Annotated in this window: 17 protein-coding genes; all 17 read left to right on the plus strand. The window is 28.4% G+C overall.

The annotated features are described in order from the left end of the window. Positions 1-54: 54 nt before the first annotated feature. Complete coding sequence (locus BQ5450_RS06985; RefSeq protein WP_071126403.1) at positions 55-402, plus strand: type II toxin-antitoxin system RnlB family antitoxin; 348 nt, start codon at positions 55-57, stop codon at positions 400-402. A 205-nt stretch (positions 403-607) separates the two neighbouring features. After that, complete coding sequence (locus BQ5450_RS06990; protein WP_071126404.1) at positions 608-928, plus strand: single-stranded DNA-binding protein; 321 nt, start codon at positions 608-610, stop codon at positions 926-928. A gap of 3 nt (positions 929-931) precedes the next feature. Further along, positions 932-1,147, plus strand: coding sequence for a Maff2 family mobile element protein (locus BQ5450_RS06995; RefSeq protein WP_044564909.1), 216 nt, complete (start codon positions 932-934; stop codon positions 1,145-1,147). A 1-nt stretch (position 1,148) separates the two neighbouring features. Beyond that, positions 1,149-2,012 (plus strand): VirB6/TrbL-like conjugal transfer protein, CD1112 family, encoded by an 864-nt coding sequence (locus BQ5450_RS07000; protein ID WP_010248107.1) that lies wholly within the window; start codon positions 1,149-1,151, stop codon positions 2,010-2,012. 11 nt (positions 2,013-2,023) lie between these two features. Next, positions 2,024-2,185 (plus strand): hypothetical protein, encoded by a 162-nt coding sequence (locus BQ5450_RS09065; RefSeq protein ID WP_022620852.1) that lies wholly within the window; start codon positions 2,024-2,026, stop codon positions 2,183-2,185. Then, a complete protein-coding gene (locus BQ5450_RS07005) occupies positions 2,185-2,532 on the plus strand; it encodes a PrgI family protein (protein ID WP_071126405.1) in 348 nt (115 codons plus the stop codon). The genes BQ5450_RS09065 and BQ5450_RS07005 overlap by 1 nt, the downstream gene beginning before the upstream one ends. Then, positions 2,529-5,006 carry a VirB4-like conjugal transfer ATPase, CD1110 family gene (locus BQ5450_RS07010; protein WP_071126406.1) on the plus strand — a complete coding sequence of 826 codons (2,478 nt, stop codon included), beginning with the start codon at positions 2,529-2,531 and terminating at the stop codon, positions 5,004-5,006. Before BQ5450_RS07005 ends, BQ5450_RS07010 begins: the two co-directional genes overlap by 4 nt. Next, positions 4,996-5,955 carry a DNA-methyltransferase gene (locus BQ5450_RS07015; RefSeq protein ID WP_071126407.1) on the plus strand — a complete coding sequence of 320 codons (960 nt, stop codon included), beginning with the start codon at positions 4,996-4,998 and terminating at the stop codon, positions 5,953-5,955. Before BQ5450_RS07010 ends, BQ5450_RS07015 begins: the two co-directional genes overlap by 11 nt. Before the next feature lie 9 nt (positions 5,956-5,964). Then, a complete protein-coding gene (locus BQ5450_RS07020) occupies positions 5,965-8,505 on the plus strand; it encodes a CD1108 family mobile element protein (protein WP_071126408.1) in 2,541 nt (846 codons plus the stop codon). A gap of 14 nt (positions 8,506-8,519) precedes the next feature. Continuing rightward, a complete protein-coding gene (locus BQ5450_RS07025; RefSeq protein ID WP_010248092.1) occupies positions 8,520-8,765 on the plus strand; it encodes a hypothetical protein in 246 nt (81 codons plus the stop codon). After that, on the plus strand, positions 8,765-10,327 hold the full coding sequence (locus tag BQ5450_RS09510) for a stalk domain-containing protein (protein WP_071126409.1): 1,563 nt from the start codon (positions 8,765-8,767) through the stop codon (positions 10,325-10,327). Before BQ5450_RS07025 ends, BQ5450_RS09510 begins: the two co-directional genes overlap by 1 nt. Positions 10,328-10,341: 14 nt before the next feature. Next, positions 10,342-11,238 (plus strand): CD1107 family mobile element protein, encoded by an 897-nt coding sequence (locus tag BQ5450_RS07035; protein ID WP_044564916.1) that lies wholly within the window; start codon positions 10,342-10,344, stop codon positions 11,236-11,238. Positions 11,239-11,575: 337 nt separating this feature from the next. Continuing rightward, positions 11,576-13,282: a DNA topoisomerase 3 gene (locus tag BQ5450_RS07040; RefSeq protein ID WP_071126410.1), complete on the plus strand. Its 1,707-nt coding sequence runs from the start codon at positions 11,576-11,578 to the stop codon at positions 13,280-13,282. Between the two features lie 521 nt (positions 13,283-13,803). Beyond that, positions 13,804-14,430 carry a DUF6088 family protein gene (locus BQ5450_RS07045; RefSeq protein WP_022620868.1) on the plus strand — a complete coding sequence of 209 codons (627 nt, stop codon included), beginning with the start codon at positions 13,804-13,806 and terminating at the stop codon, positions 14,428-14,430. Continuing rightward, positions 14,402-15,415 (plus strand): nucleotidyl transferase AbiEii/AbiGii toxin family protein, encoded by a 1,014-nt coding sequence (locus BQ5450_RS07050; protein WP_022620869.1) that lies wholly within the window; start codon positions 14,402-14,404, stop codon positions 15,413-15,415. Before BQ5450_RS07045 ends, BQ5450_RS07050 begins: the two co-directional genes overlap by 29 nt. A gap of 1,049 nt (positions 15,416-16,464) precedes the next feature. Continuing rightward, positions 16,465-16,767, plus strand: a complete 303-nt coding sequence (locus BQ5450_RS09470; protein WP_366938100.1) for a TnpV protein — start codon at positions 16,465-16,467, stop codon at positions 16,765-16,767. A gap of 1,298 nt (positions 16,768-18,065) precedes the next feature. Further along, positions 18,066-25,946, plus strand: coding sequence for a helicase-like domain-containing protein (locus BQ5450_RS07055; protein ID WP_407674943.1), 7,881 nt, complete (start codon positions 18,066-18,068; stop codon positions 25,944-25,946). Positions 25,947-25,966 lie beyond the last annotated feature (20 nt).

Raw genomic sequence — 25,966 nt, forward strand, 5'->3', positions numbered from 1 at the left:
TGAGTTTTATCAAGTATTTAATTAATAGAGGAACTTTGGAAAGGAGGAAGTTTTATGGAAAAATATTTAATTAATGATTTAAACATATCAGGATATAAAAAGATAATAACATTATTAGATTATAAAGAAAAAATTTCTACTTGCTTAAAAAATATAAAGCTGCTTCCTTCATCTGAATATAAGGTTTTAATCGACACTGCTTTAGTTTCAGGAATAAATAGTTATAGGTTTCTAGAAGTAAAAATTAATAAAGACGGGACAATAAACTTAAATAAATATTCATATCCCATAGTAGATGAAAATATAATTAACAAAGCTAATTCTATAATTAGTAAAGAGTCAATATGGCTAAAAAACTCAATTTTAACAAATTCTCAGAAAGAGTTAATAGCAACATTTTAAATAAAAAAACATAAAATATATAAACACCTAAAGAATATAAAAACTTTAGGTGTATTTTTTTATACTAAATGGGAGGATTGCATGAAGATATACAATGAAAGAGATTCTCCTTTAAAAATTAAATAGCCATAGTATCAGGACATCTAATAAAAATAGATGTTCTTTTTTTGAAAAAATCATAAAAAAATTAAGGAGAAAATAAGATATGGAAAGAGAAATGCTAAACATAAGTGGAAATTTAGTTGGAGAAATAAAAACAACAACAATAGATATAAATGAAGGAAAAAGAGAAGTAGCAAATTTTACTGTAGTAAATAAATTTAAAGAAAATGGAAAAACAAAAAAAGAATATATTTATTGCAATCTATACGGAGAAAAAGTAGAGACAGTAGAGGATTTCGAAAGCGGTGAGTATGTTCATATATTTGGATATTTTAAAGAGGTAAAAAAAGAGGAGAAAATATTCAAAAATTTTATTGTAAAACATATTAATAGAATAAATAAAGAAGAAAAAGAGGAGGAATAAAAAATGGAGTTTTTCACACAAGCAGTAAATGTATTAAAGGTATTAGTAACAGCGATTGGAGCTGGACTTGGTTCTTGGGGAGTAATTAATCTAATGGAAGGTTATGGTAATGATAACCCTGGAGCTAAATCTCAAGGTATTAAGCAACTTATGGCAGGTGGAGGAATTGTGCTTATTGGACTTAAATTAATTCCACTTTTAGCAAATGTATTAAAATAAGATGTTTAATATAGTAGATAAGATCAAAGAGTTTTTTTCGGAGATGCTTATAGACATGATCAAGGAAAATTTAAGTGGAATGCTTCTTGATATAAATGATAAAGTATCTACGATAGCAACAGAAGTTGGAAAAACTCCGAGTGGATGGAACTCGGAAGTTTTCCACTTTATAAAATCAATAAGTGAAAATGTAATACTTCCTATAGCAGGTCTTATCATAACTGCAGTTTTATGTATTGAGTTAATTCAAATGGTAATGAATAAGAATAATATGAACGATACAGATACATTTGATTTCTTTAAATATATTATAAAAATGTGGATAGCTGTATGGTTGGTATCTCATGCTTTTGAATTTTCTATGGCAGTATTTGATGTAGCTCAAAGTTTAATAGGAAAAGCAGCAGGAGTAGCTAATGTGAGTTCAAAAGTTTCACCAGGGGATATAGCGGCTATGACAGAAACATTGAAGAATGAATCAATAGGAAAACTTATGACAGTAGTAATAGAAACCTCTATAGTAAAAATGATAATTCAAGGAATATCGGTATTAATAACGGTAATACTTTATGGAAGAATGATAGAAATATATATCTATACCTCTGTTTGTGCTATACCTTTTGCCACTATGGGAAACAAAGAATGGGGGAGCATAGGAACTAATTATATTAGAGGACTTTTTGCTCTTGGACTACAAGGGTTATTTTTGCTTATATGTGTAGGTATTTACGCAGTTCTTGTAAAGACTTTAAGTATAACAGATATACACAAGAGTATTTTTGAACTACTTGGCTACACACTAATACTTGGAATTACGATGATGAAATCTGGAAGTATTGCAAAATCAATATTAAATGCACATTAAAGGGAGGAGAAATGTTTAAAGGAATAAATAAAAGAAAGAATGAACTTAAAATTAAAAGGTTTGGAATAATAGGATTACCAATAATTATAATTGGATCATATATAACAAATAAAATAAGAAAAAAAGAAAGGGAAGATGAGATGATAATTTATAGAATAGAGGAAATAGAATAATGGCATATGTAAATGTTCCAAAAGATTTAACTAAAGTAAAAACCAAAGTAGCATTAAATTTAACAAAAAGACAATTAATTGGATTTACAATAGCAGGAGTAATAGGCTTTCCTATTTATATGTTATCAAGAAAAAATCTCCCAAATGATATATCTATGCTTATTATGATAGGAGTAGCATTTCCTATTATTTTCACAACACTTTATGAAAAAGATGGTCTGTATTTTGAGAAGTATCTTAAGTACATGATAGAAAAAAAGACTCAACCCAGTATTCGACTATATAAAACAGATTGTATTTATGATATAGAAAGAAAAATAAGTAAAATGAAAGAAGGGAGAAAATGAATCAAATACAAAAAAGACAGCAAAAAAAATTAAATGCAGAAAAAGAGAATTTTAAAAAGCAGAAAGAAGACTTAAAAAGCATAGGTAAAAGTCAAAAGAAGATAGAAAGTTCAAAGAAGTACAAAGGACAAAGAAAGCAAAAGAAAGAGCTTTCTTTTTTTAATGGAAGAAAACAAAAGAAAAAAAGTGTTCAAGATACAATTCCCTATTTAAGAATGCTTAAAAATGGAGTTTGTCAAATAGAAAAGAATAAATTTAATAAAATGATAAGATTTTTAGATATTAATTATCAGCTTTCGACAGAAGAAGATAAAGAAAGTATTTTTAATGAATTTTCTAACTTTTTAAATTACTTTGATCCAAGTGTAGATATTGAACTCTCATATATTAATAGAATAGGGAAAAATGAAGAAATAGAAAAAAATATTAATATCCCATATAGAGATGATTCTTTTAATGAGATAAGAAAAGAATATAGAGAGATGTTAAAAAATCAAAGTGAAAAAGGGAACAATGGATTAAGTAAATATATGTATATCACTTTTAGCTTAGAAGCACAGGATATAAAAGAAGCTACAATTAGACTTGAAAGAATGGAAATGGACATACTAAATAATTTTAAGAAAATGGGAGTTAAGGCTTATGTGCTAGATGGATACGAAAGATTAAAGGTGATTCATGATATTTTAAATAAAGATAAAAAATTTACTTTTTCATATGATGATTTAAAACATAGTGGTTTATCCACAAAAGATTATATTTCTCCGACTTCTTTTAATTTTTCATCTATAAATCAGTTTAGAGTAGGAGAATACTTTGGAGAAGTAAATTTCTTACAGATTCTTGCACCAGAATTATCTGATAGACTATTATCTGAATTTTTAGAAGTTGAAGAAAATATGATTGTAACCTTTCATATAAACTCTATCGATCAAACAAACGCAATTAAAATGATAAAAAGAAAAATTACAGATCTAGATAAGATGAAAATTGAAGAAAATAAAAAAGCTATAAGATCGGGATATGACATAGATATATTACCTTCAGACTTGATCACTTATGGAAATGATGCTAAAAGACTTTTATTAGAGCTTCAAAATCATAACGAGAGAATGTTTGTAATTACAATATTATTTACAAATATAGAAAAAAGCAGAAAGAAATTGAGCAACGTAATTTTTCAATTAAACTCTATAGCAGGTAGACATAATTGTGTATTAAAGAATCTTAATTATAGGCAAGAACAAGCTCTTATGTCCTCATTGCCTATTGGAAAGAATGACATTGAGGTGAAAAGGGGACTTACTACAAGTTCTACAGCGATCTTTATTCCATTTACTACAGAAGAATTGTGTTTAGAAGGAGAAAGCTTATATTATGGTTTAAATGCATTAAGTCGAAATATCATAATGACAGATAGAAAGCTGTTAAAAAATCCTAATGGTTTAATACTTGGAACACCAGGGTCGGGAAAATCTTTCTCGGCTAAAAGAGAAATTACCAATGCCTTTTTAATTACACAAGATGACATTATAATATGTGATCCTGAATCCGAATATGGGAATTTAACTAGAGCATTAGGAGGAGAAGTTATAAGGATATCACCTACTAGTAGAGACTATATTAATCCATTAGATATAAACTTAGATTATGCAGATGAAGATAATCCATTGTCATTAAAGTCTGACTTTATACTATCATTATTTGAATTAGTAGTGGGAAAAGAAGGACTGAGTGCAGAAGAAACTTCTGTTATAGATAGATGTCTTCCAATCTTATATAAAAACTACTTTGATAATCCTATACCTTCTAATATGCCAATTTTAGAAGATTTATATAACTTACTTTTGGAACAAGAGGAAAAAGTAGGGAAAAAACTTGCGGTAGAAATGGAAATATATGTTAAAGGAAGCTTAAATGTTTTTAATCATAGAACTAATGTAGATACTAAAAATAGAATACTTTGTTATGACATCAAAGAATTGGGAAAGCAATTAAGAAAAATTGGAATGCTTATTGTTCAAGATCAAGTTTGGAATAGAGTTACAATTAATAGGAATAAGAAAGAAACTAGGTATTATTGCGATGAATTCCATTTATTGTTAAGAGAAGAACAAACAGCAAGTTATTCAATAGAAATTTGGAAAAGATTTCGTAAATGGGGGGGAATACCAACAGGGTTAACTCAGAATGTCAAGGATCTTTTAGCTAGTCCTGAAATAGAAAATATATTTGATAATACAGACTTTATATTGATGCTAAATCAAGCCTCTGGGGATAGAGAAATATTAGCAGATAAACTAAATATATCACTTTACCAATTATCATATGTAACCAACTCTAATGAAGGAGAAGGGCTTTTGTTTTATGGGAATACCATTGTTCCATTCGTGGATAGATTCCCTAAAGATACTAAGCTATATAGACTAATGACAACAAAGCCAGAGGAGTTAAAAGAAAGTTATGAAGAATAAGATAAAAAGTAACTATATTATTAATTTAGATGCATTAGTAGCCTTAAAAGAACTACCTAATGAGATATTTGATTGCTGTATTACTTCTCCTCCTTATTATGGATTAAGAGATTATAAAGTTAAAGGTCAAATCGGAAGAGAAGAAAGTCCTGAAGAGTACCTAAATAAGTTAGTAGAAGTATTTGACCAAGTAAAAAGAGTATTAAAAAAAGATGGAACTTTATGGATTGTAATAGGAGATTCTTATGTTGGTACTGGAAGCAAGAAAGAATACAAAGACCAAAAAAATAAGAATGGAAGGACAGGTCAAAAAGTTTCTGTAACGAAAAAATTAAAAGGATATAAGACAAAAGATTTGATTGGAATTCCTTGGCAACTTGCATTAAAACTAAGAGAAGACGGTTGGTATTTAAGAAGTGATATTATATGGCATAAAGAAAATGCTATGCCAGAATCATGTAAAGATAGACCATCAAGATCATACGAGCATATTTTTTTACTCTCTAAATCAAAAAAATATTTTTATAACTATGAAGCAATGAAAGAACCCATGAAAGAGATAAGTAAAAAAAGATATATAAGGGCAAGGGGAAAAGACAATAAGTACCTAAAAGAAAATACAGGTGCTAAAAGACAGAGCATAAATGAAGCAAGAGAATATGGAGAATATATAGGAGATAATATTCCTCAGTTTAGAAATAGTAGAGATATTTGGACAATAAATACTAATGCCTTTAAAGGAAAACACTATGCAGTATTTCCACCCAAATTAGTAGAAATTTGTATAAAAGCAGCTTGTCCTAATAATGGGTTAATATTAGATCCATTTATGGGATCAGGCACAGTTGGAATGGTTGCTACTAAAATGAATAGAGAATATATAGGAATAGAATTAAATGAGGACTATTGCAAGATGGCTAAAGAAAGGATTGAAGAAAATATGAAATAGGAGGCGTTTATGAAAAAAGAAAAGGGCAAAATAAATCCTAGAGATGTACCAAAAAGTAAACTTATATTGGAAAAGAAAAATATAAGTAACAACACTATAAAAAATAAAAAAGATTTACCCATTTTATTAAATAAAAATTCTGAAAGAGAAAATAGCACTTTTATGAATGAAAAAGATAGCTACAGACAAGTTTCTGAAGTTGAGAATTATGATAATCTAAAGAAAACTTCTAGCCACTTTCAAGAACTAAATAATAAATATATACCTAATGTTAATGAGAAATCAGATAAGGGAAAAATACAAAGAAAAAGACAGGAGAGAGTATATAGAGAAAAAAATAAAATACTTGATAACTTGAAACAAGATAATGAAGTAGAAGATAAAATTAGAGAAGAAAGAATCAAAAGAGAAAATGATAGAGTATATGAAAATAGGATAAGTAATTTCAAGAAGAGTTCTAATCATATATCTAAGAATGTAATAAAGAATAAAGATAAGTTAGAAGTTTATGACCCATTGTCTAAAGATTTAGATAATGATGGAGTAATAGATCGTTATGATATGGACTTTAGAGATAGTAATATTTCTTATAGAGATACTAGTGATGATGAAAAGTATTTTTCAAAGTATAGAAATAAAAGATTTCTAAATGACTTTAGAAAGAATAAAGAGCAGTATCAAAGTGACAAGCAAGAAAATTCATTTCAAGATAAGTCCATTTCAACAAAAATAGAAAGATCTAATGTAAGGGATTATAAAGGTAAGAAGTTTAGGACAAAAAGTTTATACTTAACAGAAAGTAAAATGGATAATAAGAATTATCAGAAACTAAAGACTGGTAAGAACTTAAAGGAAAAATGCTTTGTAGATCTAAATAATAAAAAGAAAATTATAGATAATAACAAAAAAGAAGGTAAAAGAGCTAATTTTAATCTAAGTGAAAAATATACAAGAACAAAAAAGGAAAGTTCGAATGTAGAAGAAGGTCAAAATAAGTTTATAGAAGATAAATTGAAGGTAAAAGATAAGCTTCAAAAAGATGAAGAAAAGATCTCAAAATTACACTCGAAAAAAGCAAAAAAAGAAAAAGACCTAGTTAAAGATAATAAAAAAGCAAAAAAAGGAGGATTAGAAAATCCTTTAATTCTTGCAAGTGCAATAGCATCAAACTATTTTTATAGCGGAAAAGAAGATAATGCAGGAATAGATGCATCATATAAAGTAAGCAGAAGTACAGAACTTATTGGAAAAAATATTAGACGTAATCGTAGAAAAAAAGCTTTAAAAACTAAAAGAAAATTAGAGAAATTAGATAATAAAATTCATAAAAAAGAAAGTAGATTATTATTTGAAAAAGATTTTGAAGAATTAAAAAAGTCTAGAGCCTATCAAAATACCAATAAATTGAATCGATTTTTTATGAAGAAAAAATTTCAGAAAGATTTCAGAAAAAAACAAGAAGTAAGCTTAAAAAATAGAATAAAAAAGTCTATTACAAATGTGAGTAAAAAGACAGCAGAAGTTCTAAAAAATAAGGGATATAAAAATATTTTTATTATCCTTTGTATTTTAGGACTTTTTTTCATGCTATTTAAAGAAATAAGTAATATTGGAAGTATTACTTCAGGTATTACAAGTAATGTTATGGCTACAAGTTACTTATCAAAAAAAGAAGTGCTAAGTGATATAAATAATGAATTTTCAAGTTATGAATATGCTTTGCAAGATGAGATAGATAGCATTAAAGAAAATTATCCAAACTACGATGAATATCATATAAAAGGAGAGCCAGTAGGTCATGATGTTCACGAGCTATTTAGTTATTTAACAGCAAGATATGGAGAAATTAAGTCGACTGATGAAATAAAAAAGGAGCTAAAAAAACTCTTTAATCAGATGTACAAAAAAGAGTATACATCAAAAACTATTACTAAATATGATAAAGATGGAAATCCATACACCTATAAAATATTAACTCTTACCATTACCAAGAAAAGTATTGATAAAATTGCAAAAGAAGAGTTTGCAAATTATGAAACTAATATGGCTCACTACTTATCATTATTAGAAAATCAAGGAAATATGGGAGATTATTTTGGCTCTGGTTATGGAGATTTAGGGGATATAGTAGATAATCCAAATTTTGGAAATCCCGGTATAGAGTTTGATGATGTAGCAGTAAGGAGATTATTTGGAGAAGCTGAAAAACATATAGGAAAAAGATATGTTTTTGGAGCTAGTGGACCAAGGAATTTTGACTGTTCAGGATTTGTATGTTGGTCATTTACAAAATCAGGAGTAAAGAATATGCCAAGAACAACAGCTTGGAGAATATATACTGATTATTGTAATCCTGTATCGCCTAGTCAAGCAAAGCCAGGAGATATAATTTTCTTCAAAGGAACATATAATTCTGGAACACCAATATCTCACGTAGGAATATATGCAGGCAATGGAATGATGATTCATGCAGGAGATCCTATTCAATATGCAAATATTAATACAAGATATTGGAAAGAACACTTTTATGCCTTTGGCAGACCAAGATAGAAAAGGTGATAAAAATGAATAAAAAACTAATTAAAAATATAGAAAAACAAAAAAAGTTAGTAAAGAAAAAAGAAGATATTGAGTTGGAACTTCAAATCTTAGAAGAAGAACAAGAAGAATTAGAGAATATGGAAGTTATCAAAGAGTTTCGTAGCAAAAAAATATCCCTTGATGAATTTTTATATATAGTAAGAAAAAATAAGGAAGAAGAAAGAAAAGAAAAAAGTATAAGTCAAATTAATGAAGGAGAAGAAAAGTAATGAAAAGAATAGGAAATAGAGTTTTAGCGATTGGAATGATACTAGCAAGTATTATAAATATATCGCCTATGAGTCATATATATGCTAGTTCAGAAAAAAGTTTACAAAACACAAATAAAATTGAAGCTGAAATGGTATGTAGCAATGTAGAAAATTTAGAAAAAGAAATTACAGACTTACAAGAGAAAATTAAAAACTTAAATAAAGATAAAGAGATAAATAAAGATCAAATAAAAAAGCTTCAAGAGAAATTAGATTCATATAAAAATAAGGAAGATAATTTTTTAGAAGATAAGAAATGCCTAGAAGATCAATTATTAGAAAAAGAAAGAGTAATTAAAGGTCTAGAAGAAAAAATATGTGCTCTAGAAAGTAAAGACAAAAAGCAAATAGCTGAGCTAGAACAGCTAAGAGATGAAGTAAAGAAACTTCAAGAAGAAAGTGAAAAATTAAAAGAAGAATTATCTTCTGCAAAATGGGAATTAGAAGCAAAAGGTGAAAAGGCAGAAGTTAATGAAAAAAGTTTTAAAGAAACAAGAGAAAAGATTGGTCAATTAGAAAAAGAGATTAAAGAAAAGGATCAAAATATAGAATTAAAAGAGGAGAAAATAAAGAAAATAGAAGATACTTTAAAGGCAAAAGAAGAAAGATTAGAAAAATTAAAAGACCAAGTAGATAAGGCAAAAGAAGATAAAGAAAATTCTTGTGAGAAAGTAAAATCTCTTGAAGAAGAATTAACTGAATTAAGATCTAAAGCAGAAAAAGATAAAAAAGAATTACAAGAACAGATAAAAAGCTTGGAAGATAAAATAGAACAACAAACAAAAGAGTTTGAAAATCTCCAAAATGACTTAGACAAAAAAATAGAAGAATGTAATAAAAGAATCAGTGAACTAGAGAAATACCTAAAGAAAAACAAAACAGGGGAAAAAGAAAAAGCTATAAATGATAAGGAAAAGCTTGAAAAAACTTTGGATAATCTTAAGAAGAAACAAGCAGAAATAGAAACAAAACATGATAAAGATGTAGAAGAAAAGATTACTAACAAAGAAGTAGTAGATACTAAAGAAGTTATTAGTAAAAGAGAGGATAATATAAAGCCATGTAGTAAGAGCGATGAATTTAGCGTGTTTCAAGTGGGAAAAAATTACTATAATGTCATAAAAGATGGAAAGAAAACTACTGTGTATATGGATGTTAAGGCATACATTCAAGATGATCATATTATGTTACCTATAAGATATACAGCCTATACTTTAGGATTTAACGTTGAATATGATGACAACAAAAGAGAAGCTATATTTTCCAATAAAGAAAATATCGTTCTTCCAAAGAAAACATTGAGATTAAATATAGACACAGGAGTCATGAAAGATAGTGACGGAAATATTTATCATTCTGATACTAAGCCAGTAATTATAAATGGAAGAGTTCATGCTTCTATTTCAAATATTGCAAAAGCTTTTAATGCAACTTGTGGAGATATAAAAGACGGAAAAGATCAAAGCATTGAATGGGATAATAACAAAAAAGCAGTATATGTATTTAAAAATATAAAATAAAAAAGGAGCTAAAGATGAAGAAAAGCGGAATAAAAGTAGCCTTAGTGTTACTCTTTATGTTTACAATAATACCAAGTATATCCATGGCAAAAAGTAATGAAAGTGAAATAACGAGTCAACTAAATAATATATATACTCCAGAAAATAATAAAGAATTAGAAAATTTATTTGATGAAGATGTGTATAATCCTTCTGATGAAAAACAAAAAATACCCTATCAAGAAGTACCTAAAATACCAGATAGTAAAAATGTAAAAAGTGAACAAAAAGAAAGATCTATTAATTCATGCCAACCAGCAAAACCTGTAAAAGGAGGGAATACAAAAGCGATTAATTCTTTAGCAACAAAGGAGAATAAAGCAAGAGGGACAGTATTGGAAAATGTAGATGAAAGTGGAGAAGATCTAACTCCTAAAGTTGGAGATAAAGAAGTAAGAAAAGAGGGCGAAGAAAATCCTGTAGATGTTAGACAATTTTTAACTTTTCAGACTAAATCAGGCAAGACAATGCACCTTATTATAGATCATTCACAAAACCAAGAAAATGTTCAACTATTAACAGAAGTTGGTGAGCAAGACCTTTTAAATATGATCGAAGGAGAAAGTGATACTAAATCAAAAGAAGAAAAAGTAGTTAGAAAAGAAGAGCCTATAAAAAAGGAAGAACCTCAAAAAGAAAAAGAGAAAGAAAAGAAGTCAGGCGTAGGATTATATATTTTTATAGTTCTTATAATGCTAGTGGGAATAGGTGCAGGATATTATTTTAAAGTTTACAAAAAAAGAGAAGAGGATACTATTGAAGATGATGAAGATTATGACGAATTAGAAGATGATTATGAATATGATAAAGAAAATGATGAGAAAGAAAGTATAGAAGATACAGAAATTATTCCAGAAGAAGATGATTTTTAATAATGAGAATTTTTTGAAAAGATGGGAAGTTTATTCGAGAAAAACATATATGCGAAGGATATAACATTTGAAGAAGTGTTAAATAATGGAATAAAAATTATAAAAATATAGAAACATTCAGATATGAAATTCAACTATCGTATAACAAGAAGAATCTACGATAGAAAAGTATACGGTTTTTAAAATTTATATTAAAATCTAAAATAATTTGTGAAACTAAGAGAAGATAATAGTTTGTTAATAAAAAATAAATAAGTGATGTAGTAAAGATTATGATAAATTGCGAGCGAAGGAGAAATCTTTCGCTCTTTTTTTTATAAAAAATTAAGGAGGAAAAATGAAATTAGTTATAGCAGAAAAACCAAGCGTTGCAATGTCAATAGCAAAGGTTATAGGAGCAAAGAACAAAAAAGATGGATATTATGAGGGAAATGATTATAGAGTATCTTGGTGTGTAGGTCATCTAGTTCAGATGGCAAATCCTGATAGTTATGATGAAAAATATAAAAAGTGGAGAATTGAAGATTTACCTATTATTCCAAAAGAATACAAGTACGAAATTGTAAAGTCCACAAAGAAACAATTTAATATTCTTAAAAAGCTGATGAACAGTAAAGAAGTTGATACTATAATTAATGCTTGTGATGCAGGAAGAGAAGGAGAAGCTATATTTAGACTTGTGTATATGAAAGCAAATTGTAAAAAGAAAATAGAGCGTCTTTGGATTTCATCTATGGAAGATTCTGCCATAAAAGAAGGATTTAACAATTTAAAAGATGGAAAATACTATGATAATCTTTTTGACTCAGCAAAGGCAAGAGCTATAGCCGACTGGCTTGTTGGAATGAATATGAGTAGACTTTACTCTTGCTTATATGACGAAAATTATAGTATAGGGAGAGTTCAAACACCAACATTGGTAATGATAGTGGATAGAGATTTTGAAATAGAAAATTTTAAAAAAGAAAAATATTATACAGTAGAAATAGAATTTGATAAGTTTATGCTATCCACTAATAGAATAGATAATATGGTGATAGCTGAACAGCTGATAAATTTAATAGGCAATACAATAAAAATTACAGATTTAGTAAAAAAAGAAAAAATAACGAAACCAGATTTACCTTTTGATTTAACAACGCTACAAAGAGAGTGTAATAAATATTTTGGATATAGTGCAAAACAGACATTAGATTATGCTCAAAGCCTTTATGAAAAGAAATATATAACCTATCCAAGAACAGACAGTAGGTATTTAACAGAAGATATGATTGTAAGTACAATAAATAATATTTTGGGGAAAAATGATTTTGATACAGAGCGTATTAAAATTGTATTTAATTCAAAAAAAGTTAGCGACCATCATGCAATTATACCTACAGTAAGTTCATTGAGTAAAGATATATCTTATCTTCCAGAAAGTGAAGCTAAAGTGTATAAACTAATATTAAATAAACTAAACGCAAGTGTTGGATATCCACTCGTTGAAAATACAACAAAAATTGTAGCTGTATTTGATAGCTTTGAATTCACAAACACTGGCAAAGTAATTAAAGATGAGGGATTTACAAAGTATTTAAAAGAATATAGACCAAAAAAGAGTGAAAATATGATATTTCCTAATGTGAATATTGGGGATGAACTTGAAATAAAGGAAAAAAATATTAAAGAAAAGTATACTACACCTCCAAAACATTTTACCGAAGATAGTTTACTTAAAGCTATGGAAATAGCAGGAAATGATATTTTAGAAAAAGGTATTGAAGTAGAAAGAAGGGGTATAGGGACTCCAGCCACTCGTGCAGGAATAATAGAAAATCTAATTTATAAAGGTTATATAAAAAGAGATAAGAGAAATCTTATTTCAACAAGAAAGGGCCTAAACTTAGTATCAATAGTAATAGATGAATTTAAATCACCAAAAACAACAGCAGAATGGGAAATGAGATTAAGTGAGATTGCAAATGGAAAAGAAGATAAGGAGATATTTTTAAAAGAAATTGAAGAAGAAATCAAAAACACCATTGGTAGATATTGCAAATAAATTGATTATAAAAATAGAGAAAGATAGTAGTAGATATAAGTTTTTTCAAAAGCAAGGATATAAAGGAAAATAATCTTAAAACATAGCTAACTTACAAGAAAAGATAAGCATATTTTAAAGGGAAACTAAGAATATCAATAATAGGCAAAGGAAAAATAGAAAAGATAGAAGAATATCTTTGATGAGCATTTTCTGATTTATGAAGTAATTTACCATGGAAAAAGTAGTTACTAATAAAATGCATTTCCTGCACCCAAAAATATATAATTTTAGGTGCAGGAAGTTTTATAAATGATACAAAAAACAATAAAGCTTAATGGCTAAGGAGGTATAGAAAATATATCTTCTTTTTTATTACTAAAATAAGAAAATATAGAGTGCCAAGATATTATACAGTAGATTTAAGTAAATCAATATATCTTGCAAGAGAAGAATTTAAAGAAAAGTGCAAAAATTAAATGTCACCCAATTGATTTTTTGCACCCAAAAGTATATAATTTTAGGTGCAGGAGGTATTAGAAATGGAATCAATAAACAAGAAAATAGAAGATATAATGACAAGCAATACAGGAGAAATTTTTTCTATTAATGACTTCTATGGACTGGGGACAAAGAATACAATCAAATCCGTTTTATACCGATTAAATGAAGAAGATAAAATCACAAGACTTATAGATGGATTATATACAAAGCCTAAGTATAGCGAAATCCTTAAAGAATATTCTTATCCAGATGCAAATGCCTTGGCAGAAAAGATAGCCGATAAATTTTCTTGGACCATATCTCCAACAGGAGATACAGCTTTAAATTATACTGGATTATCTACACAAGTTCCAAACGAATATATATATATTTCTGATGGACCATATAGGCAATATGATTACAGAAATAAGAAGATACTATTTAAACACACAAGTAATAGAAACATTACGTCTTATTCAAAAGAACTATCTATTTTAGTTCAAGCAATTAGAGCTTTGGGAAAAGATGGAATAGGGGAAGAAGAACTCAAGAAGTTAGCCGTATTTGCCCAAAATATTAAAGAAGACTTAAAGCGTGATACCTTAAAGCTACCATTTTGGATACAGGAAATATTAGAGAAAATACAGGAGATTAATAATGAAAAAGCTATTAGAAATATCAAATGAAGAACTTGAATTAGTTATACAAAATACATCAGATAAATTGAACTTGTCAAAGGCAATTGTGGAGAAGGACTTATGGGTCTGTATTATTTTGAAATATCTATTTAGTGATTTTAAATATAGGGACTATATTGTCTTTAAAGGGGGCACAAGTTTATCTAAAGTATATAAATTAATAGAAAGATTTTCAGAGGATATAGATCTTGCTCTTAATTGGCAACTCTTGGGCTATGAAAAGTTAGAGCCTTATGAAGAGAGGAGTAAAACAAAGCAATTAAAATTTAACGATAAACTAAATGAAGATACAAAAAAGTTTATACAAGAAGAATTTTTGCCAACTCTGCAAAAAGATTTCAAAAAATTATTAAAGAACAGAAAATATAATTTTTATATTGATGAAATAGATGGACAAACTATTGCCTTTGATTATCCTAAAAATTATGAAGATACCTCTATACTTCAAGTCATAAGATTAGAAATAGGAAGTTTAGCAGAACCGATTCCATCAAGTAGGAAAAAGATAAAAACCTATATAGAGGAAACTTATCCAGAGGTATTTAATGAAAATATAGAAGTTGTATCTGTAAATAGTTTAAGGACTTTTTATGAAAAAATAACTATACTACACAGAGAGGCTAACAGAATAAATGGAAATTATCCTACAAGGTATTCAAGACATTTTTATGATGTATATAAAATGCTACTTACTGACATAAAAGAAGAAAGTTTTTCTCAATTAGAATTATTAAATTCTGTTATTCAATTTAAGAAAAAGTTTTATGCCAGTAATTGGGCGAAATATGATGAGATAATGGAAGGAAGAATAAAGTTAATTCCATCAAAAGAAGGAGTGGAGATTTTTTCCAAAGATTATGATAGTATGAAAAATATGATATTTGGAGAAAAAATACCATTTGAAAAGATAATTAGCGAACTAAAAAAATATGAAGAGAGTTTAAATGAAAAAATAAGTAATAATAAAGCTTAATAAATAAGGAGGTATAGAAAATATATCTTCTTTTTTTATTACTAAAACAAGGAGGGGTAGAATGCCAAGATATGATACAGTAGATTTAAGTAGATCAATATATCTTGCAAAAGAAGAATTTAAGAAAGATATAAAGAAATATGAAGAGTATTTAAAGGTAGTAGGTAACAACTATAAGTACCCATATATACACCAAATATCTATTTACAATATGGATACCAAGGCTACAGCCTGTGCGGAATTTGATTACTGGAAAAGCATAGGTAGGAGTGTCAAAAGAGGAGAAAAAGGAATACCGCTTTTAGATATAGAAAATGGAAAAATAAAATATATCTTTGATATAAGGCAAACGGTAAGCGTTGATCACAACATTTCTGAGGTAAAATTATGGGAATATGATGGCAAAAAACATTTAAACTTATTAGATGAACTAATAGATAAGTTTAAAGAAAAAGACAGCCAGCTTTTATTGAGTCAAGAAGATAAAATAGATGCCTTAGCAGGAAGTTATGTTCGAAGAAAATTTGATGAAACATTAGAAGGTCTATCCGATGAAAGCCTGAAGGCTATTCAAAAGATAGATCTTTTTAATTTACTCAAAGAATCTGTAAAAGTTTCCGTAAGTGAGAGAATGGGAGTTTCCTATGAACTAAAGGAAGAAGATTTGTCTATATTATCTAAAATATCAAGTGTGGACATAGATAAAGCTTTAAATTTTACATCTAATATAAGTAAAAATATTTTAATTGATTTAGGAAGAGAAATAAATAAATTAGAAATTTCAGAGAAAGTTCAAGAAAGAAGAAATTGGGAGCAGACAAAAGATGTAAAGGAGCGTTATAATGAATTAACGGCTAATATAAATAAAGATATAGAAGAAGGAGGCTTAGAAGATGAAAGAGAAAGTAGTATTAGCAGACAAGGAATATCTAGTAGAGGAAGGAATTTACACACCAGTAATCAAGGAGAATCCATTCGAGATACATGGAGGGACTTACAAGATGGAACTGATGAATCAAGAAGTGGAAGTATTAGTACCAAATATGGAGATGCCGAAAGAAGTGGATATAGGAAAGCTCAATTATTGGGGAAGGATGAGGTTGAACTTTCTCAAGGAAAGCAAGAAAGAGGACTATCAGATAATGTATCTACAGGGGACATTAATGAGTCATCTACTATCCAAGGAAGAAGAAATAGAGGAATTTATCAGTCGAGAAGAAGTCAAGATGATGGAAGCTTGGGGACTGACAGAAGAATTGAAGGAAAAGGACTATCTGAAATATATAGGACTGAAGAAGAATATGGATATGCTCCTACAAGAGATGGGAGAAAAGGAGATTATCCTAGTTTAAAAAATGAACATGAAATTAAAAATACAGGGGAAGTAGAGTCTACTTCCTTTTTTTCTGCCAATAATCAGAAAGAACAGACCTTTATTACAAGTCCAATAAGCCAAAGAGAAATAGATACATTTTTAATCTATGGTGGAAATAATCAAGATGGTAGATTGCCAGTAATAGCAGAGTTTTCTAAGGGAAAGTCCTTGAAAGAACAAGCAAACTTCTTAAAAGAAACATATATAGGAGCTAATGGTTTTGAAATAGATGGAAGAAGAATTTCAGCTTGGTTTGGAGAAAAAGGAGCAATTTTTAAAGAGGGAGATGGAGCAAGATATAGGGAAGGTCAAATAGTTTCTTGGGAGGATTTAGCTAGTAATATTAATGATTTATTAGATAGAGGAGAATTTGCTACTAATGTAGAATTAGTAGACAGTTCGTCTTATGAAATAGAAAAAATAGCAGAAAAACTTTGGTATTTAAAAGAAGATTTTTCTGATGAAATAAAAGATAGTTATCTTAAAAGTCTAAGTGAAATAAATGGAAAAAACTTCCAAGAAAAAACGGAAAATTTATGTAGAAAGCTAAAAGATAAGAATTCTAGAAGTGAATTAAGAAAAGAATATGAAGTATTTTTGGAAGAATACAAGAGTAATCCTAATATTTTACGATTTAATCACCATAAAGTAGATAGAATTTATCAGAATCTTAGAGACTTAGAAATAGAAAGAAAAGTATACCAGTCAAGTTTGACCGGTATTGGACCTATCTATAGTTTTATTACAAAAGATGAAATAGATGAGAATTTACGAAAAGGTAGTGGATTTTCCGATGGGAAAAAACGAATATATGATTTTTTTAGAGAAGAACATACTTTAAAAGAAAAGGCAGATTTTCTAAAAAATGAATATGGAATAGGTGGTTCTTCTCATGCCCTATCAGGAGCAATGGGAAGTGGTGAATGGCACGATGCAAATGGAATAAAATATAGTAAGGGAAATGCTGAAGAAATTAAGTTATCTTGGTCTGATGTTGCAAAAAGAATTAATGACCTTATTAAAGAAAATAAGTATATAGAAGAAAGTATTGAAGAGGATAGTGAGAAAAAAGTTTATCATGATATAAATGATGTAAAAGATATAAAAGATATAAAAGAAGAAAGTCAAGAGTCTATAGATTATCAAGATGATCTACCTCCTACAGATAGTGAGGTTTATACAGAAAAGATAAATAGTATTTCTACCTACTACTATCAAGGGCAATCTGTAGCAAGTATTGGAGAAAATGGAAGACTTGTAATTTATGATGACTTTATGCCAAACTCTTTAAAAGAGGACTTATACTCATTAGCCTATGAAAAGCAATTAGATTTATCCTTAGAACAGTTAGAGAATGGAATTGTTCTTGAGGGAATAGAGGACACATTTTATATTAAAGATAAGGAAGAGATAGAAGGAAAAGAATATTATCTTTTAGAAAGTCAAAGTCAATATGATGACATTCCAAATATCATAGTAAATTCCGATAGGGAAATTATAGACGATGATATAGTAAATGGTTTTGAAGAGTTTAGGGAATTTTACATTAGTAAAGATAAAATAGACTTTAATCAAGATAATCTTATAGATAATGAAGAAGATTATTGGATAGTTGAATTTAATGAAAGTTCAAGTCTGATAGAAAAAAATTATGAAGGTCAAAGACTAACTAAGGAACTATTAGATGAAATAAAGGAAATAGATGAAAAGATAAGACTTCAAAATAAGACATTTGAAGAAGATAAATATCCACAGATGACTGATGAATGGGTAGGATATTCCAAATTCTATTTCAATCATATAGTAGATGGGAAAAAAGTTGATTATTATAGGATAGACATAGGTGATGGAAATGAGGCGAATCAAAGGGGCTTCGATTTTCTGTATGAACAAATAGGGAAAAATCAGAAAGAACTTAATCAGGCTAGTGAAGAAAGTAAGATAGATGAAAAAATACTTTCTATAAATCAAATTGAAGATAGACTTTTTAATGTATTAGTTAAGGATAAAAATTTAGAAAAAGAAATTATAAAAGCAAGAGAAAATTTAGGGAATGATACCCTAGCAAGTTTTAATTCTGTATTTCAAAGAGAATATGCAAAAATAATGAGAGAAGTTTCCCATAAACAGGACAATCTTCCAGATGATATGAAGTCTATAGGAAGTGTTAGAAAATTAAGTATTAGAATCCAAAATAGATATAGAGAATATTTAGATAATTTATTTAAGAATTATGTAGAAGCTGATAAGAATATGGACTCTATAAAAGTAGGGGACATAGTTAAAACAGAAGATAATAAGTATTTAAAAATAAAAAATCTTTCTAATGGATATGATGAGTATGACAATCCAATCACTTATTATTCCTATGATGCCTATTTTGATAAGGACTTAAAACTATTTTCGCATTCTTTTAAAGAAAGTAATTTAAAAGTAGTAGAAATACTAAGAGATAGTCCAGAAGAAGAATTAGCAAAAGAGATTTTAGAAGATAAAATAGCAGTAAAAGTAGGTTACTATTATGCTCTAGTAGATAGAGAAAAAACAAAGGATATAGAATTAGAAGAAACAGGAAGTAGAGTTTATCCAAGAAAGGACAATTCTCAAGGAAAGCTATATACCTTATATAAGGGCAAATCCTTTGAAGAAAGCAGAAAAGTAGATAGTTTATTTGATGAAATAGCTATCAAAATGAAAGATGTAAATCTTAGAAATTTAAATGATGTCTTTACATTGGAAAGGGAAGGCTTATTTGAAATATCTGATGATGAAGTAACAAAATTTAAAGAAGGTTATGACATAGATATAAAAAGTTTTGGTCAGCAATTTCCAGATTACTATGATGATATATATGTACTAAATAAAAATCTTGAAATTAATGGAGCCTATCAGAATCTTGCCTATATAAATAGAGAAAATGAAATTACTTTTAATGTGGATCTATCTCAAGAAGAAAAAACACAAATTGAAGAAATAAGAAATAAAAAGGAAGTCATATCCAAGCTAATAGAAAAGGATACTAAAGAAAAAAATGAGTACTACTTTGATCCTCAAAATGAAGAATATTTACTTTTATCAAAGAAAGTAGAAGATGGATTATTAAAAATTCCAGATAGTATTAAAGACACCATAAAGGGAAAAGAAGGCTTTGAGGTTGAGTTAGTTTTAGATACAAAGAAAAAATCCCTTAAACAAAATCTGCGATACAATGGATATATTTTGAATACTAATTCAGCTATAAAATATAAAAGCTATAAGGACTTATTAAATAGTGTCCCTTATTTATTGGATGATAGACACAGGGAGGTACTTCTAGAGGGATATTTAAATCAGCAAATAGAAAAGGAAAAAGAAAAACAAGAAGAAAATTCTTTTACAGAAGGCATTAATGTTAGATACCAAGGTAGAGAATATATCATATCTAACATTAATGATAAGACAAATCCTAAAACTATAGAATTAGAAGATAATACAGGATTAATGAATGGTTTTATTACAGGAAATGAAACAATTCTTTTTAATGACTATAATGACCTTGATTTAGAAGTCATAGGAAATAAAGAAGTAGAAAGTATAGAGGCAGTAAAGCAAATTAGCTTTGGAGACTTTGCGAGAGATCTTAAAGAAGAAAAAGCCGATAAGAAACTTAAAAGTAAATATAAGTTGGAAGAACAAAAATCTATTCAAGAAAAAGAGATAGAGGAAGTTTCCCTAGAAAATTATAAAATCTTAAATGAAGAAGAAAACTTACCACCTTCTCAAAGGCTAAAGAATAATATAGAAGCTATTAAGCTTTTAAAGAATCTAGAAAGGGAAAATAGATTTGCAAAAAAGGAAGAACAGGAAATTTTAGCAAGGTATGTAGGCTGGGGAGGACTTTCTGATGTATTTGATGAAGAAAAGGAAGGTCAGTGGCTTGATGCGAGAAATTTCTTAAAAGAAAATTTAACTGGTGAAGAATATAATAGAGCAAGAGAATCTACCTTAACGGCTTTTTATACTCCTAAATTAGTTATAGACTCTATCTATGAAACTCTTTCTAATTTTGGATTTAAAAAAGGTAACATCTTAGAACCAAGTGCTGGGACAGGAAGATTTATAGGAAGCCTACCTGAAGAAATGAATGAGTCAAAATTTTATGGAGTAGAGTTAGATAGTATTAGTGGTAAAATTGCTAAACACTTATATCCTAATGCTAATATACAAGTTAAAGGCTTTGAAGATACAAATTTTTCCAATAATTTATTTGATGTTGCCATAGGAAATATTCCTTTTGGAGAATTTAAAGTAGCAGATCGTGAGTATGAAAGAAATAACTTTCTTATTCACGATTATTTTTTTGCTAAATCATTAGATAAAGTTCGTGATGGTGGGATTATCGCATTTATTACATCATCGGGAACAATGGATAAAAAGAGTGAAGACGTTAGAAGATATATATCTGAAAGAGCAGAATTTTTAGGAGCTATAAGATTACTAAATACTACTTTTAAAAGACAAGCAGGTACAGAAGTAACCTCGGATATAATTTTCTTAAAAAAGAGAGATAGACTTCTAAAGATAGATGAAGATTGGGTTAAGTTAGATAAAGATGAAAAAGGATTGAGTTACAATAAATACTTTGTTGATAATCCAGACATGGTAATAGGGACTATGGAAGAAATATCATCAAGATTTGGAACAAGTCTTTCCTGTATAGAAAGAGAAGATATTTCCTTAGAAGAAGGATTAAAATTAGCAATAAAGAATATTAAAGGAAAATATGAAGAGGTTCAAATGTATGAAGACCTGGGAGAGAAACTAGTACCTGCCGATGATAGGGTTAAAAATTATTCATTTGCCATGGTAGATGATGAAATATATTTTAGAGAAAATTCTATTATGCAAAAAGTATCCTTAAATGAAAAGGATAAGGGCAAGGTGGAAGAGTATTTAAAATTAAATGCAAGTTTGAGAAATGTAATCACTTTTCAAAAGGAAGATTACTTAGATGAAGAGATAAAAAAAGAACAAGAAAAACTAAATAGCCTATATGATGAATTTTCAAAGAAATATGGGAGATTAAATTCAAAAGATAGTAAAAAGTTATTTAGAGAAGATGCCAATTTTTCCTTGATTTCAACCTTGGAAAAATTAGATAAAGAAGGAAACTTTATAGGGAAATCTGATATATTCACGAAAAGAACCATAAAAAAAGCTGTAGTTATAGATCATACGGATAAGGCGATAGATGCTCTTGTACTATCTATTAGTCAAAAAGGAAAAGTTAATTTTGATTATATGGAAGAGTTAACAGGCAAATCGAGAGATAAATTAATAGAAGAATTAAAAGGAGAAATATTTTTAAACCTAGATTCATTTGAACCTAATGATATAAATCCATTTAAGTCTGCTAAAGATGTAGGAGATTTTTCAAGATCTTATGTAAGTGCTGATGAATATTTATCAGGAAATATAAGAGAAAAAGTAGAAGTGATAGATTCCTATATTAAAAATATTGAAAAAGAGCTAGGACAAAAAGAAAATTTAGCAGATAGAGAGTTATTAGAAAAGGAATTAAAAGAGTTACACTTTCAAAAAACAAAGCTAATGGAAGTTATACCTAAAGAACTTGATGCAAGTGAAATTACAGTTCGAATGGGTGCAACATGGATACCAGAAGAAGATTACAAAAAATTTATGTTTGACTTATTAAAAACATCAGGATCTGCAAGATGGGATATTGATATTAAATATTCTGACTTTACGGGAGAATTTAGAGTTGAAGGTAAAAGCAGTGATAGAAATAATGATCTTGCCATCTATACCTACGGCACAAATAGAGTAAACGCCTATAAACTGATAGAAGATATTTTAAACCTAAGAGATACAAAAGTATTTGATCAAATAGAAGATGGTGACGGAAAGAAAAAATCTGTTTTAAATCAAAAAGAAACAATGCTTGCAAGAAGTAAGCAAGAAATAATAAAAGAAGAATTTAAAAACTGGATATTTGATGATGTAGAAAGAAGAAATAGGCTGGTAAAAGACTATAACGAAAGATTTAATTCCATAAGATTAAGGGAATATGATGGTTCTAATCTTACTTTTGAAGGAATGAATCCTGAAATTGAACTTAGAGTTCATCAAAAAGATGCCATAGCAAGAGGTTTATTTGGTGGAAATACTTTACTTGCCCATGAAGTAGGAGCAGGGAAGACCTTTGAAATGATAGGTATAGCCATGGAGTCAAAAAGACTTGGTATGAGTAATAAGTCGATGTTTGTTGTACCTAACCATATAGTAGAGCAGTTTGGAAGAGAATTTAATGAACTTTATCCAGGAGCTAATGTATTATGTGCAACAGAAAAAGATTTTACACCAGATAGGAGAAAAAGATTTTGCAGTCGTATTGCTACAGGAGATTATGATGCAGTTATTATAGGACATTCTCAATTTGAAAAAATTTCTATATCAAAAGAAAGACAAGAATATGAATTACAAAGTCAAATTGATGAAATTATTGATTATATAGATGAGTATAAAAGGGAAAGAGATCAAAGATTTACTGTAAAACAGTTAGAAAAGACAAAGAAAAAGTTAGAGACAAAGTTAGAAAAACTAAGTGCTGACTATAAAAAAGATGATGTAGTAACTTTCGAAGAATTGGGAATTGATAAGTTATTTGTAGATGAAGCCCACGCTTATAAGAACCTATATCTTTATTCTAAAATGAAAAATGTAGCAGGTATTACTTCTACAGATTCACAAAAGTCAAGCGATATGCTTATGAAATGCCGCTATATGGATGAAATAACTAATAACAAAGGTCTAGTATTTGCTACTGGAACACCTGTAAGTAATAGCATGGCTGAACTTTATACTATGCAGAGATATTTACAATATGATGAATTAAAAAAGATGAAGTTACAACATTTTGATTCTTGGGCTTCTACTTTTGGAGAAACTATAACAGCTATTGAACTTAATCCAGAAGGAAATGGTTATCGAAGTAAAACGAGGTTTGCTAAGTTCTATAATCTACCGGAACTTATGAATACAATAAAAGGATTTATGGATATTAAGACAGCAGATGTATTAAACTTACCGACTCCTGAAGCCTGCTATGAAACTATAAAGACAAATCCTACAGAAGAACAGAAGAAAATACTTGAAACTTTTTCAGAAAGAGCAGATAGAGTTCGTAATAAACAAGTTGATTCTAGTGTAGATAATATGTTACTAATTACAAATGATGGAAAGAAAATGGCTTTAGATCAAAGATTAATAAATACTTTACTTCCAGATGATCCAAACAGTAAGGTAAATACTTGCATCAAAAATGTATTTAGTATTTGGGAAAAATACGAGGATAAAAAATCATCACAATTAATCTTTTGTGATATGTCTACACCAAGTAATGAGTTTAACATCTATGATGACATTAAACAAAAACTTATGAATTTAGGAGTGCCTGAAAAAGAGATAGAATTTATCCATAATGCAAAAAATAATAGAGAAAAAGATGCAATATTTGACAAAGTGAGAAAAGGGGAAATACGAATATTACTTGGCTCTACTCAAAAGATGGGAGCAGGTACTAATGCTCAAGATAAATTAATCGCTATCCATGATCTCGATATACCCTGGAGACCTGCCGACCTTTCTCAAAGGGCAGGTAGGATCGTAAGACAAGGAAATGAAAATGAAAAAGTTTATATTTTTAGATATATAACAGAAAACACTTTCGATGCTTATCTTTTCCAAACTTTAGAAAACAAACAGAAGTATATTTCTCAAATTATGACTTCAAAAACGCCAGTAAGAGTAGCAGAAGATGTAGATGAGGCAACTTTAAATTATGCAGAGATTAAGGCACTTGCAACGAGTAATCCTCTAATCAAAGAAAAGATGGACCTTGATGTAGAGGTTTCTAAACTTAAAATGTTAGAATCAAACTTTAAATCTAATCTTTATAAGATGGAAGATAAGGTAGTAAAGTTTTATCCAAAAGAAATAGATAGATTAAGGGGAAAAATAGAGAACATAAGAGAAGATATTAAGAATACTGAACCTTATAGGGAAGTAAGTAAAAATACAAAAGAGGAAAATAGATTTACCTCCCTAACCATTGATGAGAAGAAGTATACGGATAAGAAAATTGCAGGGGAGTTTTTGTTGAATAAAATTAAGGGACTGAAAATTAATGGAGAAATGGATAGGGAAGGAATAAAAGTAGGGAAGTATAGAAACTTTGATCTATCTATAAAGTATGATTCTTTTTTCAATAAGTATAACTTTATTTTGAAAGGAAAAGAAGATTATACGGGAGAGTTTGGAACAGATGAATTAGGCAATATTACAAGAATGGATAATATACTAGATAAATTACCAGAAAGACTAGAAGATAATATATCTAAACTAAAAGATACAGAAGAACAATTCCAAATAGCAAAACTAGAAGTACAAAAGACCTTTCCTCAAGCTGAGCTTTTGAAAGATAAGTCTCTAAGGCTTTCAGAAGTAAATAATCTTTTGGATATGGGGGATAGTGAAGATATACAACAAGATAATCCATTGCTTGAAGAAGTAAAGGAAGAATTAATTAATTTCTTGAATAGAGAATATGAAGAAGATAACAAAGTAGAAGATTTTGATAACCTATTTCCTGATTTAAATGACATAAGAATAGCTTATACAACTACACCAGATGAAAAACATGAGGTACAAATTAGTTTAGATTTGGAAAATTATAAAATGAATACCTATGTAGATAACACTTTAATTGATAGCTTTCAGTATACCTATGATCCTTTGGACGCAAGTGATTTGAAAGAGTTAATACAAATAAAGATGGCTATTGGCTTTTGGGATTTTAATGAGCTTGTAGCAGTTGATGAAGAAAAGTTAAAGGAAATTCTTGGATTTGAAATAGATGATGAAGGTAATTTTTATGATCCATTAAATTTAGACTTGGATAATGATGGAATTCCTGATAGATATGATAATGACTTTAAAGATTCTGATTATTTTGAATCTACTTATGATGTTGAGGATAATTTTCATGCTAAAGAAGAAAAGGAATCTATTATAGATAAGTTACAGGAATACAAGAACAATTTAGAAGAAGACAATAATATAAAAGAAATAAACAACTGTGAGCCTTATGGTAGATAAATATTTAAGTAATATTGCTA

Origin of the sequence: Peptoniphilus lacydonensis (genome assembly GCF_900106515.1) — a bacterium.
Classification (GTDB): Bacteria; Bacillota; Clostridia; order Tissierellales; family Peptoniphilaceae; genus Peptoniphilus_A; species Peptoniphilus_A lacydonensis.

Coding starts and splice junctions, on each gene's coding strand:
- BQ5450_RS07010 (WP_071126406.1), top strand. CDS start 2,529: ATGAATCAAATACAAAAAAGACAGCAAAAAAAATTAAATGCAGAAAAA.
- BQ5450_RS09510 (WP_071126409.1), top strand. CDS start 8,765: ATGAAAAGAATAGGAAATAGAGTTTTAGCGATTGGAATGATACTAGCA.
- BQ5450_RS06995 (WP_044564909.1), top strand. CDS start 932: ATGGAGTTTTTCACACAAGCAGTAAATGTATTAAAGGTATTAGTAACA.
- BQ5450_RS07055 (WP_407674943.1), top strand. CDS start 18,066: ATGCCAAACTCTTTAAAAGAGGACTTATACTCATTAGCCTATGAAAAG.
- BQ5450_RS07035 (WP_044564916.1), top strand. CDS start 10,342: ATGAAGAAAAGCGGAATAAAAGTAGCCTTAGTGTTACTCTTTATGTTT.
- BQ5450_RS06990 (WP_071126404.1), top strand. CDS start 608: ATGGAAAGAGAAATGCTAAACATAAGTGGAAATTTAGTTGGAGAAATA.
- BQ5450_RS07040 (WP_071126410.1), top strand. CDS start 11,576: ATGAAATTAGTTATAGCAGAAAAACCAAGCGTTGCAATGTCAATAGCA.
- BQ5450_RS09470 (WP_366938100.1), top strand. CDS start 16,465: ATGCCGAAAGAAGTGGATATAGGAAAGCTCAATTATTGGGGAAGGATG.
- BQ5450_RS07000 (WP_010248107.1), top strand. CDS start 1,149: ATGTTTAATATAGTAGATAAGATCAAAGAGTTTTTTTCGGAGATGCTT.
- BQ5450_RS07005 (WP_071126405.1), top strand. CDS start 2,185: ATGGCATATGTAAATGTTCCAAAAGATTTAACTAAAGTAAAAACCAAA.
- BQ5450_RS06985 (WP_071126403.1), top strand. CDS start 55: ATGGAAAAATATTTAATTAATGATTTAAACATATCAGGATATAAAAAG.
- BQ5450_RS07025 (WP_010248092.1), top strand. CDS start 8,520: ATGAATAAAAAACTAATTAAAAATATAGAAAAACAAAAAAAGTTAGTA.
- BQ5450_RS07050 (WP_022620869.1), top strand. CDS start 14,402: ATGAAAAAGCTATTAGAAATATCAAATGAAGAACTTGAATTAGTTATA.
- BQ5450_RS07020 (WP_071126408.1), top strand. CDS start 5,965: ATGAAAAAAGAAAAGGGCAAAATAAATCCTAGAGATGTACCAAAAAGT.
- BQ5450_RS07045 (WP_022620868.1), top strand. CDS start 13,804: ATGGAATCAATAAACAAGAAAATAGAAGATATAATGACAAGCAATACA.
- BQ5450_RS09065 (WP_022620852.1), top strand. CDS start 2,024: ATGTTTAAAGGAATAAATAAAAGAAAGAATGAACTTAAAATTAAAAGG.
- BQ5450_RS07015 (WP_071126407.1), top strand. CDS start 4,996: ATGAAGAATAAGATAAAAAGTAACTATATTATTAATTTAGATGCATTA.